This is a genomic window from Reyranella sp. (assembly GCF_965249915.1).
Classification (GTDB): Bacteria; Pseudomonadota; Alphaproteobacteria; order Reyranellales; family Reyranellaceae; genus Reyranella.
In genome coordinates, this window is record NZ_OZ252257.1 from 3,523,959 (window position 1) to 3,541,989 (window position 18,031).

Consider the following 18,031-nt stretch of genomic DNA (forward strand, 5'->3'; position numbering starts at 1 on the left):
AATGGGCGATACCGCATTCGCAACTGGCGAAATCAATGACCGGTCCAAACCGAGGACTACGAAGCCTAGATTGACCCATAATCAGCTTTTCGTGTAATTTTATTTCAGTAGAATCACGCCGGTTCGATTCGCATTTTGGTAATTTAATTACGGGTGGTACAGGGCTCATGATTTCGCTTTTCGACCACAACCATAAATCTTATCATGCAACTCACAAGCGATCCGGGGAAGCTAAATCTGTCAAAACTAGGGTCAAGACCCTGTTGTACCGCCTAAAAATGTGGCAATTGCGCCACAGCCGAGGGGCAAACGCTGGCAAAACATCGACGTTTCTTGACCCCTAACCGCTATTCGGTTTTTTATGGAGCCGCCTTTAATCGATAAGAGAGGGAGGATGATTCACTCCACTTTCGCTCTAGAGGCTCTCCCATAACGCATTGAAAAATAACGATATTCAATCCGACTGCTATCCGGAGTCGGCTGCAGGCTGACGGTATTGCCGTCGGTATTTTTTCGGTTGCCTTATCCAGAGCCGGTGGATAGTTTTGGTCTAGGCTCGATATGAGTTGCTAAAAGCAACCTTTATTGCTTAATTTCGCGCCATTGTTAACGCCCCCTCCTGTTTGAGTGCCGCATAATTGGTATGAAGCGGAGGCATATATGCTCACGGTAACTGCATTAAAGCGTTTGAAACCTCGGGAGCGCGACTACAAGATTTCAGATCGTGACAGCATGTACGCCGTAGTTAAGCCATCAGGCGTAATAATATTTCGTTATGATTATCGGCTGAATGGACGTCGGGAAACGCTCACGATCGGGCGCTTCGGCCGCGACGGCACGAGCCTGTCGGGCGCGCGCGAGCAGTGTCTGGAAGCGCGCCGCTCAGTGTCCGAAGGGAAGTCGCCCGCCTTGGAGAAGCAGCGAAAGAAGCGGCGCCTGAAGGAAGCCAAAAACTTCGGCGACTTCGGAGCGCGCTGGATCGGAAATGCGCCCATGGCCGAGAGCACGCGCAAAGGACGCCGCATCATCTACGAAAGAGACGTCCTGCCCCTATGGAAAAATCGTCTCCTCACCGAGGTCACGGCCGATGACCTGCGCGCGCTGTGCGGGAAAGTCAGGGACCGCGGAGCCCCGGCGACGGCCATTCACGTGCGCGACGTCGTCAAACAGATCTTCAGCTACGCAATTCTCCATGGGGAAAAGGTCACCAATCCCGCGGATGAAGTCGGCAAGGCCTCGATCGCGACGTTCGTTCCAAAAGACCGGGCCCTGTCCCGTCAGGAGATCCGCCTCCTGTTCGAGCTCCTGGACCTCGTGACCAAGCCGGCCATTCAAATCGGATTCCGGCTGATCGTGCTCACCATGGTCCGCAAGAGCGAGCTGCAGAATGCGACTTGGGACGAGGTCGACTTCGAAAGCGCGGTCTGGACGATCCCCAAGGAGCGCATGAAGCGCAATCGGGCCCACAACGTCTACCTGTCCCGCCAGGCGCTGGAATACATGCGGATTCTCAAGACGAAAGCCGGCAAATCGCGATTTCTTCTGCCCTCGCCCCACAACATCGACATGCAGATGTCGCACGCGACCCTCAACCGCGTGACGGCCGCCGTCGCTGCCAGGGCCAAACAGGACGGCGTCCCCCTCGCAGCCTTCACCGTGCACGATCTTCGACGTACCGGTTCCACCCTGCTGAACGAGCTGGGCTTTAATCGCGACTGGATCGAAAAGTGCCTAGCCCACGAGGAAGGTCGCTCTTCGCGCGGCGTCTACAACAAGGCCGAATACGAGCAACAGCGCCGTCACATGCTTCAAGAGTGGGCGGACATGATCGATTCCTGGGTCGAGGGACAACAGCGGACGCCGGTCTTGTACCCGCCCCGGCAGCCCGTGACCCCGCACCACGAGGCCTCTGGCTCGACGGCTTCTCCAGGGCCGCGGATCGCCGCCGACTACGCTCATGGGGAACACGAGGCCGCTTCCTTCGGGGAGTAGCCGCAGCGACGCCTGGCCCGATTGCGGCCAGTTGGGCAGATCGTTCGGCCGGCGACGACCATCGGGAGTGTGGCGCAGGCACCAATGCGCTCCGACAGCGACGGTCGGAGGCTGCGCGACCGCCGCGCGGCCGGTAACACGAGCCTGCAGGCCGGCAATGCCTCGCGACAGCCACGAGCCCGACTCCAGTCGCATTTGATTCGAACCACCAACGCCGCGAATGTCACGATCCATGTGGCCTCGTGTAGGCCACGCGCACCGTGTCCTTCACCGGCAGGACACTTCGGGTGACGCCTGTGCCGCAACTCCAGCACGCGCCTCGTGGCCCGCTCCTCAGCATGAGTGGGACATTCGTCATCCCGTCGCTCTCACAAAGACTTCGGCGCGATGTTACTCGCGAGGGCCAGCTAGGGTTGTAACGGCGATAGCCGATCTAGTATCGCGCGGCGCACGCCACACAATTTCATCGCACCACCAACTTCGATGTCGCTACAGAGAAGAGAGCCAACATATGCTCGAGCACATCATCGCTTCTCGATGCATTGAATCGAAAGTCGATCTGCAACCGCGCCACGCATCATCAGTCGCGATTCTCTCCGACGGTACGTCTGACGGTATCTCCTTCACCATCAACCGAGATTCATCAACGGAATCGGCACCTTTCCACAGCTGTTGATAATCGAGGGAGAATGATGAAAAAGCTTCTATTGGGCTCGACCGCGTTGGTCGTCGCTGGGCTTGTGGCCGGTCCGGCCATGGCCGCTGATCCGATCAAGATCGGTGTCGGCGGCTACTACACCTTCTACGCGCTCGCCGGTAACATCGACTCGACCTATGCCACGGACGGGTCGTACACGCAGTACAAGGGAATGAATTTCCAGCAGGAAGGTGAAATCCATTTCATCGGCCAGACGAAACTGGATAACGGCACGTCCGTCGGCGTGCACGTCGAACTCGAAGCCTGGAATCCGCGACAGGATGTCGGTGGCCCGCAGTACATCGACGAAGCCTTCCTATTCGCTTTCGGCGACTGGGGCCGCGTCGAATTCGGCTCGCGCGACCCTGCCACATACCGCATGTACTACGGTACGCCATCCGCGCTGATCGGCTTCGGCGCCATCCAGCACAACACCAACTTTGCCTGGATGAATCAGTCCGTCACCCTGAACAACAAGGCGTGGTTTCATGCCACGACCACGACGAACGCTGGCCAAGTCCAGGACGCACAGGGCCTCAACTACTTCACACCGCGCTTTCAGGGTCTGCAAATCGGCCTTGGATTCCGCCCGAAGGTCAACTTCGTGACGGGCCAGTTCGCAATCAACGCGAACAACGTCGGACCGACGACGAACACCGGAGGCATCTGCGGCTATGCCAACGCCACCTCCGCGCCGAACTGCTTCACCGCCGACTACTCCTACCAGAACGTCTTCGACGTCGGCGCCAACTATCTGAACAAGTTCGGCGATGTAAGCGTCGCCCTATACGGCGCGTACATGTATGCCCAGTTCGTGCCTGGCAACGCTCCCTTCCAGCTGGCCGCGAACCAAGTTACTGGCTCTAACCTTGCTTCCTGGAAGCAATGGGTCGTCGGTGCCCAGTTCGGCTTCAAGGGATTCACCCTCGGCGGCGCCGTCGGCTGGGACAACAACGGCCTCGGTGCCAACTACTATACCGGCGTAGACAACGATACCCGCTTCTACACGGCGGGTCTGATGTACGAGACCGGTGCCTGGCAGATGTCGTTCAACTGGACGGGTTCGTACAACACCAACGGAAACGGCTCCGCTGTCGTTCAAAGCGTGGCGACTGGCACGAGCGCTGTTGGCGGCACGGCCCCAAGCGGCGTGATGGGCGTGAACAATACCGCGTTTGCTGGCCCCAACACCCCAGGATCGCTCCGCTTCGGTCAGGAGTCGGTCCAGAAGTTCGAGCTCGGCATCAACTACGCGCTCGGGCCGGGCGTGAAGGTTACCGGTGGCGGCCTCTACTACAACGCCGCTGGCCCCAGCAATGCAGTGAGCGCCAACTCCTGGGCTCTGCTGATCGGCATGGATCTGCGCTTCTAGGCGGAAAGTCGACCTTGCGCGACGGGGGGAGCGGTCCTTCGGGGCCGCTCTCTTCGTTTTTGGCGACGGCTTCCGAGGCACTCCGCTTCGGCTTGCCCTTCGTCGGAACTGCAGCACTGCATCGGATCACCAAGCCGGTCCGGCCAGTCCCGCTTCACGATCCGCCCTCGAGCGGCGAGGCAACGGAACGGCCTCAGTGTCGATCTCCTGCCGAAGCCTAGAAATGCGCTCCTCCGCCTCGGCCAAAAGATAGGCGACGCTTGCCAGTCGACGGAACTTTAATGTGTTGGATGCTCGCACGCGAACGCAGCCGTCCCTCAACGAGGCGATGCTGATCCGTCCCTGCGACCATAAAGAGACGAGCCCCTGTCGAATTTTCCGATCCACGATGGCGGCACCTTCCCATCGAAAATCCGACAGCGTCTGATGATCGAGGTTCTGGCCGCACCGCAACCATCTGAAGCCGGGATGCGTCTCCGACAATTGCACGACCTGTCGCGCACTTCCGACACCCTCTATGCACGCGTACAGCCACAGCGACATCAGAACCCGCAAATCCGTCGACGAGAGAAGCGCGGCATGAGTCATCTCTCCGATCGCATCTCGAATCTCCGCGAGATCCGTCTGCCCGACATAGGACCAGACCGCATTGGCAGGATGGTCGGCATCGAGCGCATCGTTTGATGCCAAATGTTCATCCGATGGCGCTTTTGCGCTTGCACCGCCATGCTCCGGAATGGCAGTCAACGGAACGACTGCGCTGGTGGCGTTGCTTCGCGCCTCATTCGTTGATTGACTATTTTCCACTGAATTCTCCTTTTGTTGTATCGACTGCATCTTTCTCCGCATCGATTGGGGGATTGCTGTTCGCTGATACGGTGATCGCCCGAGCTGCACTCGGGCAGCGCCGGCAATGATCTTCACCTACTTCCAGTGCCCTGGCGTCCTTGGTGATCGCCCAGCTTCATGCGAAGCGTCGGTCAGGGACGAAGTCACACTTGGCAGAGACGTCTGTACGAACGATCAATCGGAACCGATGGTAGTCGCGGCCGCCCTCGGGACGGCAACGCAAGCCGATCGGACACGCCGCGGGATGAGTGCCGCGCGCCGAAGCCCGCGCATACTCAGATCAGCTTCTAGGCGGAGGCCGTGCCGTCTTCGGATTGATGGCGGCAAGCTGACCGTGGCTCCTCGGCGGCAACATCAGCCGAACCAAGCGACCTGCCAGTGCAGCGGCCGGCGCGGCTACACCACATACATGGCAATGGTCGTAACTCACCTGGATTTTGATCGACGATGTATCATTTGAAGCATCGGCATCGATAACTTCCGCGTAGCCGGCCGTCCGGTCAATCACTTTCGCCCCGGGCACATGGAATGCCGCGATGAACGTCAGGGTCAGCAAGCAGAGCACTCCCATCACTCTCCGAAAGTGCAATCTCCAGAAGCGGTGGTCCGACAGCCTCATTCCGGAAGGATGACGCCGGACGACATCCACCGTCAACTACCTAACGTCTCTCACCACCTGCGCGGGTACTGTCGGGCGGTTCACACTCCCGTTCGAACGAAGAAGGTTGTCATACGCCGCCCCCTTGTTCAGAGGGCGCCAATCGGCTCGGCAACGCAATGACACAGATCAATCCATGGTTGAATTTTTCGAACGATCAGTTTGGCATGTCAATTCATGCAGGCGGATGGCCTTCACCTGAAGGACCTTCGCTTCCGCCCGTCCGCACAAATGAAGAGTCGTGACGACGGCAATCATCAACACACAAAACAGCCGAAAGTAGACTGCGACTTGGTGTGAGACGAGTGTGTGCGCCCGACTTCTCATCATATTAATGAACGCCAACAAAGCGGCCGCGTCAATGCGCCCATTGTGCCTGCCTAGTCGCATTCACTGATAATCTATCTATAGACTTCCGATCTAAGAGCCCTTCCGAGATAGAGGCAAAACTGTACAGTGCACGACCGTACAGCCCCACGCCTTGCGCCGCCGTCCCTCCTTACCAATCTCGAACGGTAAGAGCACACAGTCGGGCACCGATCCGTTTGGGCCTGCCTTTATCTCGCCTACTTCTTTCACTGTTAGCTTAGCCGTGCGCGCGCGGTCGCACGGAACGCTGGTGCCAAAGACCTCCAGGAGGCAATGGAGATGGCCTAACCTTCCTGCGGCGCAACCTTACCTCGGCAACAACCGAAACGCGGGCCGCGGCGCGCACCAAATCCAGTTCGACCACTTATGGCGCCGACGGCAACTCTTTCTAAGGCCGATGCGACCAGTGAGATCGCGACATATAGAGAATTAGTGTATCCTTGCTATTCGGTTTGAGCGGGTGGGGACGGCTCGCGCGTCAGTTGCATGCATTCGAGAAGTGTCGGACAGACGAATAAAGCCAGATGCAAGATCATCTCGACCGACGCTTCGACGAGGCCATTGAACTACGTCCAAGGAGCGCCGCTTCTCCATCAATGAATTTAAAGATCCAGTCGAGTATGCTTGGCTTGGGGACCGCAAGAGGAGGTGTGCGAATGTCTTGGGAACCGCGGAAGGCGGCTTACAACGGAATTGCCGCCCTTACCTGTATACTAGCGCTCAGCGCATGCGGCCGTTCGATCGGTCAACCATTCGACATTGCCGCGGCTGATACGCTCAAGCCAGGGCAGTCGACCTACGAGGACGCCGCCGCGCAGCTCGGCACCGCTAGTCATTTCAAGGGGTATGGCAGTGGCAGGGTCGCCCACTGGCATTACCTAAAAGATCAGCCCGGCGGTGTGGAATATACCAGCGTCACAATCATGTTCGGCCGCGACGGCCGTATGCGTGGTGTCGTTGAACGCCTAGACAGCAAGTCTGACGGGGGGTGAGCGGGAGTTCCGCATAGGCAGCTCAGACGGCTCGGCCGCCCGAGCTGGTTTCGCGCTGAATCAGGCGCCGGCCGCCATCGACATTGATCGTGGCGCAAGTGACTAGCTGGCTTGCGGCCAGCCCAAACAGGGGCAGTCCCTGTTTGCCTGACGTAGCAATCTAAAGCCCCTCGAGATCCAGTGCCATACGGAGTATCTCCTGCCGGAGATGCGGCGACTCCACTTTATGATACGCACGCAGGAGTGTCAGCGATTCCCGGCTAGAATGTCCTATAGCCATCGCCGCTTCTTCGTCCGACGCACGCCCTTTCGAGACCCGGCACATGGGTTCTCCATATCCCTCGAAAAAATAGCAGGGGGACACATTCAATGTACGAGCGAAATCAAACAGTCGACGGGCGATGGCCCTATTGCTTCCGAGTTCGTATCTCTGCAGTTGTCTTATACTTACGCCGACATCCTTGCTCAGTTTCTTCAATCGAATTCTCAAGGCGCGACGTCGCCGGCGAAGCTGCTTGCCGATGTGAACGTCGAGGGGATCTCTGGCTTGGGCGTTGCCCTCAACCTCCGCAGCAGGCTTTACTGCATCCGATTGCTCCTTTTTCATGAAGCGTGACCTCGATACATCAAAACGTTCGAATCGAACGAAAAAGCACGCCTCTGTCGTTGACTTGGCGCAACATTCAACAAAGGGGCGAAGCCGATTAGGAGTGTCGGGACCGTGGGGGTGGTGGCGAAATCTCTGCTTAGTGCAACGAGATACGCTTGAAAGAGAGCGACAGCGAGCATCCCGTCTACCACAATATTATAATCACCGAATCGACTCCGCCCCGGTTGAAGATCCTAGAAGACCAAGGCTGAATCATTCGGATACGGTAGGCAACGACGGCTTTCGGTTAGCAGACCCTTCGTGTCGACGGTTCGAGAAGCACGATATTCACAACCATCTTTTCGAACGCAACCGAGGGCCGCATCGCCGGCCAGCGCTTGCGGCGCCAGTGCGGGTCCTCAAAGTTCATCGACAATTCGTCTAACGCGATGTCGATCCTCGTTAAGGACGCGACTGCCCCGTAAGGCAGTCGCGCTTGACACTGCTTAGAATTTCACCTGGCCTGATTTTCCAGCGGCGTTCTTCAGCACGAGGGTTACCTGTGCGCCGGTCGGAATGACCACCTTGGCTTCACCCTTTAGCGAACTTTCTCCCGTGACAGCGAGCTGTACCGTCTCGCGATTGCTCCCGGATACGATCAGGACCGTGCCGCTGAATCCCTTGGCGGGATCCGGCTTGTTGCTTTCGTCGAAAAGATTGATGGTGACGGTGTTGCCCGCGACTACCAGCTCGGCGTGCGTGCCGGCGACGTCCTGCATAGGCCCGCCGTTCGGGCCCTTCGTGGCGGCATGGTTATGCTGGGCCACGGCCACGCTGGCCCACAGCACCATCGCCGCGGCGATAAAAAACTTCTTCATGTCATCTCCTCTTGTTGAACAGGCTTGTCACGATGGAACAGGGCGTACAGTGCAGGCAGAACGACCAGCGTCAGGATCGTCGACGAGATGATCCCGCCGATGACGACGGTGGCCAGCGGCCGCTGTACTTCAGCGCCCGCGCCCGTCGCGAGCGCCATCGGCACGAAGCCCAGCGACGCCACCAGCGCGGTCATGAGGACGGGGCGCAACCGCTTCATGGAGCCTTCTCGCACGGCCTGGTCCACCGTTCGCCCCTGCTCCCGCAGCCCCTGGATGAACGAGATGATCACCAGCCCGTTCAGCACGGCCACGCCGGAAAGGGCGATGAACCCGATGCCGGCGCTGATCGAGAGCGGAATATCGCGCAGCACCAACGCGGCGATCCCTCCGGTCAGGGCCAGCGGCACGCCGCTGAACACCAACAGCGCGTCACTCACCGAACCGAGACTCATGCAGAGCAGCACGAAGATCATGAGCAGGGCCACCGGAACGACGATGGCGAGACGCTCCGACGCCGCGACGAGCTGTTCGAACTGGCCGCCCCAGCCGATCCAGTAGCCCGCCGGAAGCTTGACCTGCTCGGTTACGCGCTTCTGGACCTCCGTCACGAAGGAGCCAAGATCGCGATCGCGCACGTTGGCCGACACGACCACGCGGCGCTTGCCGTTCTCGCGGCTGATCTGGTTGGGGCCCGGTGCGATTTCGATGGAGGCGACCGCCGACAACGGGATGTAGGGAGCCGCGGTGCCGATACCCGTCTGGACGATCGCCCGACCGTCTTTGGAGCCGCTCTCCTTGCCGCCCGGCGGGACGGGGACGGGGATCGGTAAAGACGACAGCGCATCGACGTCGACACGCATCCGCTCGGGCAGCCGGATAACGATGTCGAAGCGGCGGTCGCCCTCGAAGATCAGCCCGGCCTCGCGGCCGCCGACCGCGATCGCCACGACCTCCTGCAGCTCAGCCAGGGTGATTCCGTAGCGCGCGAGGGCCGCGCGGTTGGGTTTCACCGTGAGCATCGGCAAGCCGCTCACCTGCTCGGTCTTCACGTCGGCCGCACCAGGCACCGCCTGCACGACAGACTGCACCTTGTTCGCGATCGACAGCAGCGTGTCGAGGTCGTCGCCGAAGATCTTGATGCCGAGGTCGCTGCGCACGCCTGAGATGAGCTCGTTGAAGCGCATCTGGATGGGCTGAGTGAACTCGTAGTTGTTGCCGGGGATCTGCTCGACGCGCTTCTCGATCGCCGCCACCAGGTCGGCCTTGGACCGGTTCGGATCCGGCCATTCCGAGCGCGGCTTCAGCAGGATGAAGTTGTCGGCCACGTTCGGCGGCATCGGATCGGTCGCGACCTCGGCTGTGCCGATCTTCGCCGCGATCTCCTTGACCTCGGGAAACTCCAGGACCGCCTTCTCCAGTGCCTCCTGCATCTGGACGGACTGGCTGAGGCTGGTGCCGGGAATACGCATCGCATGCATGGCGATGTCACCTTCGTCGAGTGACGGGATGAATTCGCCACCCATCCGCGACGCTGCCACCCCCGCCACGCCGACCATCACGAAGGCCAGCCCGATCACCACGTAGCGAAGCCGAATCGCCGCATCCAGCACCGGCGCGTAGAGGGTCAGCGCGCCGCGCATAAAGAAGTTCTCCTTCTCGGAGACCTTTCCGGTCACCAGCAGCGCGACCGCGGCCGGAACCAGCGTCATCGAGAGGATCGCCGCTCCCGTCAGCGCCATGAGCACGGTCAGGGCCATCGGCGTGAACATCTTTCCTTCCACCCCGGTCAGCGTGAGGATCGGCAGGTAGACCACACCGATGATCACGGTTCCGAACAGGCTCGGCTTGATCACTTCTTGGGCGCCGGCGAGGATCGTCTCGAACCGTTCTTTCCGGGTCAGCAGACGGCCGCGTTTGTGCTGCTCCTCGGCGAGCAGGCGCAGGCAGTTTTCGACCACGATCACCGCGCCGTCGACGATGATGCCGAAGTCGATAGCGCCGAGGCTCATCAGGTTGGCGCTGATATGGTTCTGCACCATGCCGGTGATGGTGAAGAGCATCGACAGCGGAATCACGCAGGCCGTGACAAACGCCGCCCGGAAGTTGCCCAGGATGAGGAACAGCACCACGACGACCAGCAACGCGCCCTCGAGAAGGTTCTTCTCGACCGTCCAAACCGTCGCCTCAACAAGCTTGGTGCGGTCATAGATCGCCCTCGCCACCACGCCGTCGGGCAGCGAGCGGGCGATGACATCCAGCTTGGCCGCCACGCGCTGCGCCGCCGTCCGGCTGTTCTCGCCGATCAGCAGCATCGTCGTGCCGATCACGGTTTCCTTGCCGTCGAGCGTCGCCGCGCCCGTGCGCAGATCCGTCCCCTCTTTGACCTCCGCCACGTCCGAAATCCGGATCGGCACGCCGCCCCTCGTCCCGATGACGATGTCGCGGATCTCCGGCAGGGTATTCACCTGCCCCGGTGTGCGAACCAGGTACTGCTCGCCGTTGCGCTCAATGTAGCCCGCGCCAACATTCGCATTGTGCGTCGCAAGCGCCTGCATGACGTCGCGGAACGACAGACGATAGGCCATGAGCTTTGCCGGATCGGGCAGCACATGGAACTGCTTCTCGTATCCGCCGATCGTATTGACCTCGACGATGCCCGGTACCGTCCTGAGCTGCGGCTTGATGATCCAGTCCTGGATCGTCCGCAGGTCGGTCGCCGAGTAAGGCTCGCCATCGGGCTTCTTAGCGCCCGGCTTGGCCTCGACCGCATACATGTAGATCTCGCCGAGACCCGTCGACACAGGTCCCATCGCCGTCTCGGTACCCGGCGGCAGCTGCTCTTTGGCCTGCTGAATGCGTTCGTTGACCAGCTGGCGGGCGAAGTAGATGTCCGTGCCGTCCTTGAACACCACGGTCACCTGGCTGAGGCCGTAGCGCGACAGCGAGCGCGTGTATTCGAGCTTCGGCAGGCCACCCATCGCCGTCTCCAGCGGGAAGGTGATGCGCTGCTCGACCTCCAGCGGCGAGTAGCCGGGCGCTACGGTGTTGACCTGCACCTGGACATTCGTGATGTCCGGCACGGCATCGATCGGCAGTCGCGTGAAGTTCCACGCGCCCAACGCGCCCATCGCGATGGCCGCCATGATGACGAGCCAGCGGTTCTGGATGGAGAAAGCGAGAATCTTGTTGATCATGACCGAGGAATCCTCTCGCCCCTAGTGCGCGTGGCTCGCGCCGGCCTTGCCGATCTCTGCCTTGACCACGAAGCTGTTTTTCGCCGCATAGACATCGCCCGCGACCAAACCGAACGTGACTTCCGCCCAGTCGGCGTCCCGGTTGCCCAGCTCCACTTCCCGCGCCGAGAAGGTGTCGCCGCTCCGCACGAACACCACGGTCTTGCCCTCCAGCGTCTGCAGGGCGGCCGTGTTGACCGCGACATCAACTGGCCGCGCCGACAGCACGACCTTGCCATCGACAAACAGACCGGGCCGCAGCCGCCCGTCAGTGTTCTTCACGATCGCCCGCGCGATGGCCGACTGGGTGTCGCTGGCGCCGATCGGCGACAGATAGTCGATCTTCGCTTCGATCGGCGCCCCACCGTCGCCTACGTCGATCGAGACGGCGTCGCCGAGGCGGACCCGGGTGAAGTCCTTTCGGAACACGGCAAAGTCCACCCACATCGTCGACAGGTTGGCGATCGTGAAAAGCGGCCGCGCTTCCGACGCGAACTCTCCCAGCGTCCCGTCGCGGTCGATCACCGTGCCGTCGATCGGCGCCTTGAGCTCATAGACCGTCAGGCTCTGGTTGCTCTCGACCGTCGCCAGCACATCGTCCTTCTTGACGGCGTCGCCCAGCCGCTTGCGCATGCTGCGGATGACCCCCGGGAACCGCGGCGTCACCTTGACTAGTGTCTCCTGGTTGGGCTGCACCGAGCCGTTGAGCTGCAGAATGTCGCGAAGTTCCCGCGGACCCGCGGTCAGCAGCTCGATACCCGCGCTGGCTAGCTGCGCATCCGTGAGCTTGACCCCCTCGTCGTGGCCTTCGCCCTCCTTCTCCGCAGCTTCACCTTTGCCGGCGGCCGCCTTGGACTGATTGGCGAATCGCGAGTCGAAAACGTAATAGCCGGCCGCGCCAAGAATGCCGGCGCATACCAGCGCCACCACCAGGTAGCCGACTGCCTTCTTAACGAACTTCATTGTTTTGCCCTCGTGAGATTGATCGGGCTTGCGGTGAGGCCCTCGATGGTGGCAACGGCCGAATGGAAGCTCGTCAGCGCCTCGTGCTCCTTCAGTTCGGCGTCGGCGACCGTCTGATAAGCGTCCAGGATTTCCAGAACCGTGAAGCGGCCCTGGCCGTATCCTTCTTCGATGGTGGCGTAAGTTCGCCGTGCCGCCGGCAGAATCGTCTTGCGGACGAGGTCGAGCTGGATGAGCTGGCTGTTCGCCGTGTCGTACGCTTTCGCCACGATGGTGATCAAGGCCAGCCGGTTCGAAGCGCGCTCGGAATGCGCCTTACGCGAGTTCTCCTGCGCCTCCTGGATTCCGCCGCGGTTTCTATCCAGAACCGGGAACGGCATCGAGACGCCCAGTCGGACGGCGCTCTGCTGAGTGTCCGAGTAGTAGCGCCAGCCGACGCTGGCGGTGACATCGGGAATCGGCTTCAGTCGTGCGACCAGCAGGTCACCATCCCGTTGAGCGCGAATGGCCGTCCAGCGCATGAGCTGCGGATTGTCGTCGATCGCCTTGATCAGAGCTTCGAGCGGCGCCGGTCTGACCAGCCGATTGAAGTCTCCGGAAACGGAGGTGAAATCAGGGAGATCACGCCCCATCAAGCCGGTGAGATCTCTCCGGGCCACGGCAAGGGCCAAGCGGGTGCGCTCGATTTCGAGACGCGTTACACCAACTGCGGTCTGGGTTCGGGTCACTTCCGACGGGGAAGAGGCACCCGCATCGACCCGGCGCTGCATCAACGGCACGAGCCGTTCAAGGGTCGCCGCCTGACGCTCCAGGATCTGGATGCGCCGCTGCACCGACAGGGCTTCGACGAAGGCGAGCGTCGTCTCCGAGAGGAGCTCGAGACGCGTCGCCTCCTTCTCCCATCGCATGGCATCGGCATCGCCGAGCGCCGCCGACACACGCGCGTCGCGTTTGCCGCCAAGCTCGATGAGCTGGCTCAGCATCAGCGTCGTCTCCGCACCGCCGACATTCTCGGAGTTACCCGGTGCGAAGTTGTCTACCTCGAATCCGATCGTCGGATTGGGCATCGCGCCGGCCTGCCTGCGACGGCCATCAGCCATGCCCATGTTGCGATCAGCAATGTCGATGCGGGGGCTAGCGTTCACCGCCTGCTGCAAGGCTTGACGAAGAGTGAGCACCCCGTTCGGCGTTCGCTGCGGCGCTGCGGTCGATGCACGCTGAGAAGCAGCAGGAGGCGTCTGCGACGAGGCTCCGTTCGCATGCGTGACGACAAGCAGCGCTGCACACAGTGCTCCCACTACGCGGTTTGACATGATCTGACCCCAGAAAAGCATTCATCGGCACGTCGCGCGGGATAGGCCGCCACGACGAACGAAACACGATGATATCAGTTCTTGGGGGGTGGTCCTGTTATGTTCCGGGAGACAGCTGACACCTGAACAAGACGTCCTTCAGGCACCTCGGCCGTGGTGGCCACGACGGTCACAGGAAATACCGCGTCCAAATACGGCGCAATCGAGCAGCTGTGGCAAGCCTCGGAGACAGGGGCTCCGTCCGTGCCTAAGTCATCTGCGGCACTGGAAACGGCCGTTTCGGCCTGCACCAGGCTGTTCGCGCGAAAATCGTTGGCGACGTGGAGAACACTGGCGATTGCAAGCGACACAATGCAGATCATCCGGACGAAACGCGCGCTCCGTCGGAACATTAGTGCCAGCCAAGCGGGTGCCAGGAACCTCACACGCTAGTTATCGGGGAATGCAGCGGCGTTATACAATCACGCAGTTAAACATGCGACGTTGCGCCCCGGAGATTGACGACCTGTCGCTGTGGGGGTGGCGACACTCTTGCAACGATACGGTACAACCAAACGCAGCCTCCACCGAGAACTCGGTCCTGACTGAGGTGAATTGTCAGGAATTCAGATGCTCACGCAGAAATGAGATAGTCAAAAAACTGTGGCAAGTGGCACGCCTTTGCAACTCCCAGCCGGGCGGCGCGTGACGGGCGTTGCGCGATTTGCTGGGCGCCGTCCATCGCAGCAGATGGGAACACACACTCATTGACGGTCGGGTTTCTCGCAAACAACCGCCGCAGGGCGAAAGGTTCAGCCGTCGAGCAAGACTTGACGGTGCGGACCAGACGCTTCTCCGCGGTAGCGCCACGAGGCCACGCCGCGTCGATGGTCGGAGGGCGAATCTGTACGCCGTGGGCTTCGAGAACGACTTGAAAGAAGCTCTCCCGGTCGACGCGGCGCCGGCTGCTCAATGTGTTCCAGCCGAACGGCGGGTGCCTGGCCAACAATCTCATTATCATGACCTGCGTCGACGCTTTGCGCCAAGCCGCAGCAAGCTTCCGCAAAGCCGGAATTTCCGACGCGGATTAGGTTCGGACACGTTCAAAAATCTCCCGCGCGAGCGGCCTCTCAAACATTTCGTGGCCGGCCTGCTGGAGACGAACTGAAAGCATGCTGTGCTCAGCCCAACCAGGACGGGCGCGTTGTTCCGCCAACGCTTCGGCCTCATCGAAGTCGATATACATCCGCCGCGCGACGTATCGACCATGACGTCGTAGATCAGGTCAGAGAGCGTGTCGTCGATGCTCGCCATGGCGCGATCGACTTCGCGGGTCTGGACACCGAACCTGTCGGACAAGTCGTCGAACTCCAGATAGATGGCCGCCTTCACATCGAGCTGTGCTTGTCGAAGCCTATCAAGCCATTCCACGGGATCCGGCATGCTCACGTAGTGCCAAGCCCAGCCAGCTGGCAGCGTTAACTGTGTCCCATGTGATCCCTCACGAACGGGGACTCACAGGTTGGCCGGGCCGATGTTGCAAGCGCCACGAGCCCGGCATGCAATTCAAATTTCTCGCGACCCGCTCCTTGACGTCCACGCGTCATGCGGCCGAAACGACGCCCTTTCTGTCCTGATTGACAAGAACCGTTTAGAATCTGACGGGGCGGTATTCGACGTTACATCGCAACATGCCACAGACGTATCACTTGGCAATGCTGAGCCCCAGAGATTGCGGAAATTTATGCTAGCGGAAACCAGCAAGCCAATTTTCATCAACTATCAGAGGAACTGTCCTTCCATCACAGTAGACATTCCGATTATGAACCTCGATCTGAGTTCCTTGCGGAGCGTAATCGCGGCCGCTGAGCACGGGAGTTTTCGGCAAGCCGCAACAGCCCTCAACATCAAGCAATCGGCACTCAGTCGCCGGATCCGCCACCTCGAGGGGCAACTTGGTGTTTCTTTGTTCGAGCGCTCGAGCGGAGGCGTACGCCTTACACCCGCTGGGACGAGCATGGCGCAGGCTTCCCGTCGTCTCTTCGGCGAAATAGACGAAATGGTTAGGGCGTCGCAGCTGGCGGACCGCGGAGAAACAGGCGTGCTGAAAGCAGGATTCGGTACGGCGATATCGGCCAGCAAGGTACGCTCGATCTTGGCGGAGCACATCAAGGCATTCCCAGAGATTACCATACAGGTTACCGAACGATCTCGCGGTCAGCTGGTAGCCTCTCTTGGGACTGGAGATGTCGACGTTGCTATCGTTGCTGGAGACGCGCGACAACATGGTGGACTTACGATGTCGCTATGGTCGGAGCGCATTGTGGTAGCACTGTCTTCGAGGCACCCACTCTCAAACAGTGAGGTAATCGACTGGAGCGATCTCAAAGACGAGACAATACTCCTCAGCCAGTGGGATCCCGGATCCGATTTGCGGAACCTGGTTCTCCGGAAGCTTGCGGCACCGGGGGGTGGGCCCAAGATCGAGACATGGGATGCCAGTAATGAGAATGTTCTAGGAATGGTGGAAGCAGGGCTTCATGTCAGCGTTCACTGCGAGTCTTGGACGAGTGTTGCCTATCCCGGAGTCCGGTTTCGCGAAATACGTGATGCATCAGGTCCGAGCCATATCACCTTCACAGCATGCTGGGAGGAACACAACCGAAACCCGGCTCTTACCAGATTCCTGGAAACGCTCCGGCACACGCACCACCCCACGCTCCTAGGCTAGGAGCCGGCGCTTTCCATCTTGCCCTTTGCGGATCGGCGCGCTCTCGCAAAGGCTCGATCCGCAGACATAAATCGAGCCAGCATGGGAGCCACAAGTTTCGCTGGATCGAACGTCTGCTCCGTTTCCCGGCCAAGCGCCTCCGCATAGACAATGAGATCCCGGAAAATTGCTGCCGGCAGCTCCACCGTCAGCTTCACAGGCTTCTCGTCCAGAATGGCACCGAGCTTGAGCTTGGACATGACGTATCTCCTATCCCCGGTAAGGCTGCAGCACGAGATCGCGGGTCACGATGACCCGGACCGGATAACCAGGGCGGATCGTGAGGGTTGGCTGGATGTTGAGGTTGCGCCGCACCACTTGCTGTCCAGCCTGGTTCAGCGTGTCGCCCGCACCACGGCGCAGGGCACGGACGATATCGCTATCGTTCTGATCCGAGCCGAGTTCGGTGCCGACCGCCAGAATGGTGGAAAGAAGCGCCGCCTTGAACAGGGATCCCCTGTGGTGGTCGACACCGTCTTCCAGACCAGCTTGGCCGCTGGCATCCGCCCCGGGTTGTCGTTCGAGCACGATCGAATAGCCGTTCGGGAGAAGCAGCCGCGTCCAGACCAGAAGAAGACGGGATTGCCCGAAGCTAACCTGGCTGTCGTAGACGCCGATCAGCCGTGCCCCCTGAGGAATCAGCAACGCTCCACCCGTCGGCGTGTCATAGACGTTCTCGGTCACTTGGGCGGTAATCTGCCCCGGCAGGTCGGACCGTAAGCCGGTGATCAATGCCGCGGGAATGACGGCGCCAGCCTGCAGCACAAACGGCGAAGCGGGCCGCGCCAGACGATCGGCACTCGTCGTCTTCCGATCGACCGGCGCATTCATGAACGCGAGCTTGCGGTCCTGTCCGTTCTGGATCGCAGCTTCATCGGTCGACGACGTCGCTGCCGACAGTGATGGCTGAGACGCGGGAATACTTGCGGCACCAGGCTGTGTCTGGCGATTGCCGGGCGCGAACAGGCGGCTGACGCGGGCGGCTTCCGCCTCCTGAGCCCGGCGCTGTTGCTCGGGATCGGGCGACAAGGGCGCGGGCTGACCTTGGGCTGCCAAGATCGGCCGGCCCAGGTCGCCCGGCAGCGGCGGCCCGAGTGGGGGAACATCCCGAAGGATGCCGGTGTAATCGCGCGGCAGCGCCGCCAGGCCGTCGGCGACGCGAGACCGGTCGGTGGTGTAGAGTTCCTGCGGCGCGACGCCACGCAGCCGATCGCCCTGTAAAGCCCACAGCACGGCGCCGCAGACCAGAATCAGGCCCACCGCCGTCCCGCCAATCAGCACAGTGCGCGACAGACGGGTGACGCGCGGGCCCTCCGACCGCAGCCTAAAGGGTTGAGTGACCGTCGAGTTGCTGGAATTCAGATGAGGATCGGTCAT

General features: G+C 60.8%; 15 protein-coding genes. 4 read left to right on the forward strand and 11 right to left on the reverse strand.

Annotation, left to right across the window (positions count from 1 at the left end):
- Positions 1-660 precede the first annotated feature (660 nt).
- Positions 661-1,992, forward strand: a complete 1,332-nt coding sequence (locus tag ACP15H_RS17540) for a site-specific integrase (protein WP_082751752.1) — start codon at positions 661-663, stop codon at positions 1,990-1,992.
- 689 nt (positions 1,993-2,681) lie between these two features.
- Complete coding sequence (locus ACP15H_RS17545) at positions 2,682-4,061, forward strand: porin (protein ID WP_082751751.1); 1,380 nt, start codon at positions 2,682-2,684, stop codon at positions 4,059-4,061.
- A 126-nt stretch (positions 4,062-4,187) separates the two neighbouring features.
- On the opposite strand, the gene ACP15H_RS17550 is transcribed toward ACP15H_RS17545, so the two are convergent.
- Together ACP15H_RS17550 and ACP15H_RS17555 are read right to left on the reverse strand one after the other, a co-directional pair.
- Entirely contained in the window at positions 4,188-4,985 is a 798-nt protein-coding gene (locus tag ACP15H_RS17550) for a transposase (RefSeq protein ID WP_156716907.1), read from the reverse strand.
- 205 nt (positions 4,986-5,190) lie between these two features.
- Complete coding sequence (locus ACP15H_RS17555) at positions 5,191-5,466, reverse strand: hypothetical protein (RefSeq protein ID WP_156716906.1); 276 nt, start codon at positions 5,464-5,466, stop codon at positions 5,191-5,193.
- Positions 5,467-6,593: 1,127 nt separating this feature from the next.
- On the opposite strand from ACP15H_RS17555, the gene ACP15H_RS17560 reads away from it, so the two are divergent.
- Complete coding sequence (locus ACP15H_RS17560; RefSeq protein WP_068190723.1) at positions 6,594-6,929, forward strand: hypothetical protein; 336 nt, start codon at positions 6,594-6,596, stop codon at positions 6,927-6,929.
- A gap of 160 nt (positions 6,930-7,089) precedes the next feature.
- Here the strand turns inward: ACP15H_RS17560 and ACP15H_RS17565 are convergent, their stop codons facing one another.
- From ACP15H_RS17565 to ACP15H_RS17595, 7 genes are all read right to left on the reverse strand, one after another.
- A complete protein-coding gene (locus ACP15H_RS17565) occupies positions 7,090-7,536 on the reverse strand; it encodes a helix-turn-helix domain-containing protein (protein ID WP_082751749.1) in 447 nt (148 codons plus the stop codon).
- 488 nt (positions 7,537-8,024) lie between these two features.
- Complete coding sequence (locus ACP15H_RS17570) at positions 8,025-8,396, reverse strand: hypothetical protein (protein ID WP_068190720.1); 372 nt, start codon at positions 8,394-8,396, stop codon at positions 8,025-8,027.
- On the reverse strand, positions 8,393-11,590 hold the full coding sequence (locus ACP15H_RS17575; RefSeq protein ID WP_068190719.1) for a CusA/CzcA family heavy metal efflux RND transporter: 3,198 nt from the start codon (positions 11,588-11,590) through the stop codon (positions 8,393-8,395). The genes ACP15H_RS17570 and ACP15H_RS17575 overlap by 4 nt, the downstream gene beginning before the upstream one ends.
- A gap of 21 nt (positions 11,591-11,611) precedes the next feature.
- A complete protein-coding gene (gene ihpB, locus ACP15H_RS17580) occupies positions 11,612-12,592 on the reverse strand; it encodes a divalent metal ion exporter adaptor subunit IhpB (protein ID WP_068190717.1) in 981 nt (326 codons plus the stop codon).
- Positions 12,589-13,905: a TolC family protein gene (locus ACP15H_RS17585; protein ID WP_082751753.1), complete on the reverse strand. Its 1,317-nt coding sequence runs from the start codon at positions 13,903-13,905 to the stop codon at positions 12,589-12,591. The genes ihpB and ACP15H_RS17585 overlap by 4 nt, the downstream gene beginning before the upstream one ends.
- 613 nt (positions 13,906-14,518) lie before the next feature.
- A complete protein-coding gene (locus tag ACP15H_RS17590) occupies positions 14,519-14,899 on the reverse strand; it encodes a hypothetical protein (RefSeq protein ID WP_156716902.1) in 381 nt (126 codons plus the stop codon).
- A 2-nt stretch (positions 14,900-14,901) separates the two neighbouring features.
- Positions 14,902-15,327, reverse strand: coding sequence for a hypothetical protein (locus tag ACP15H_RS17595; protein ID WP_156716901.1), 426 nt, complete (start codon positions 15,325-15,327; stop codon positions 14,902-14,904).
- A 379-nt stretch (positions 15,328-15,706) separates the two neighbouring features.
- On the opposite strand from ACP15H_RS17595, the gene ACP15H_RS17600 reads away from it, so the two are divergent.
- The gene (locus ACP15H_RS17600; RefSeq protein ID WP_425067458.1) at positions 15,707-16,615 is read left to right on the forward strand and encodes a LysR family transcriptional regulator; all 909 of its coding nucleotides are present in this window, start codon (positions 15,707-15,709) and stop codon (positions 16,613-16,615) included.
- Here the strand turns inward: ACP15H_RS17600 and ACP15H_RS17605 are convergent.
- Both ACP15H_RS17605 and ACP15H_RS17610 read right to left on the reverse strand, forming a co-directional pair.
- The gene (locus ACP15H_RS17605; RefSeq protein ID WP_425067459.1) at positions 16,612-16,854 is read right to left on the reverse strand and encodes a DUF2274 domain-containing protein; all 243 of its coding nucleotides are present in this window, start codon (positions 16,852-16,854) and stop codon (positions 16,612-16,614) included. The two genes, ACP15H_RS17600 and ACP15H_RS17605, sit on opposite strands and share 4 nt — an antisense overlap.
- 10 nt (positions 16,855-16,864) lie before the next feature.
- Positions 16,865-18,031, reverse strand: coding sequence for a TrbI/VirB10 family protein (locus ACP15H_RS17610; RefSeq protein ID WP_425067460.1), 1,167 nt, complete (start codon positions 18,029-18,031; stop codon positions 16,865-16,867).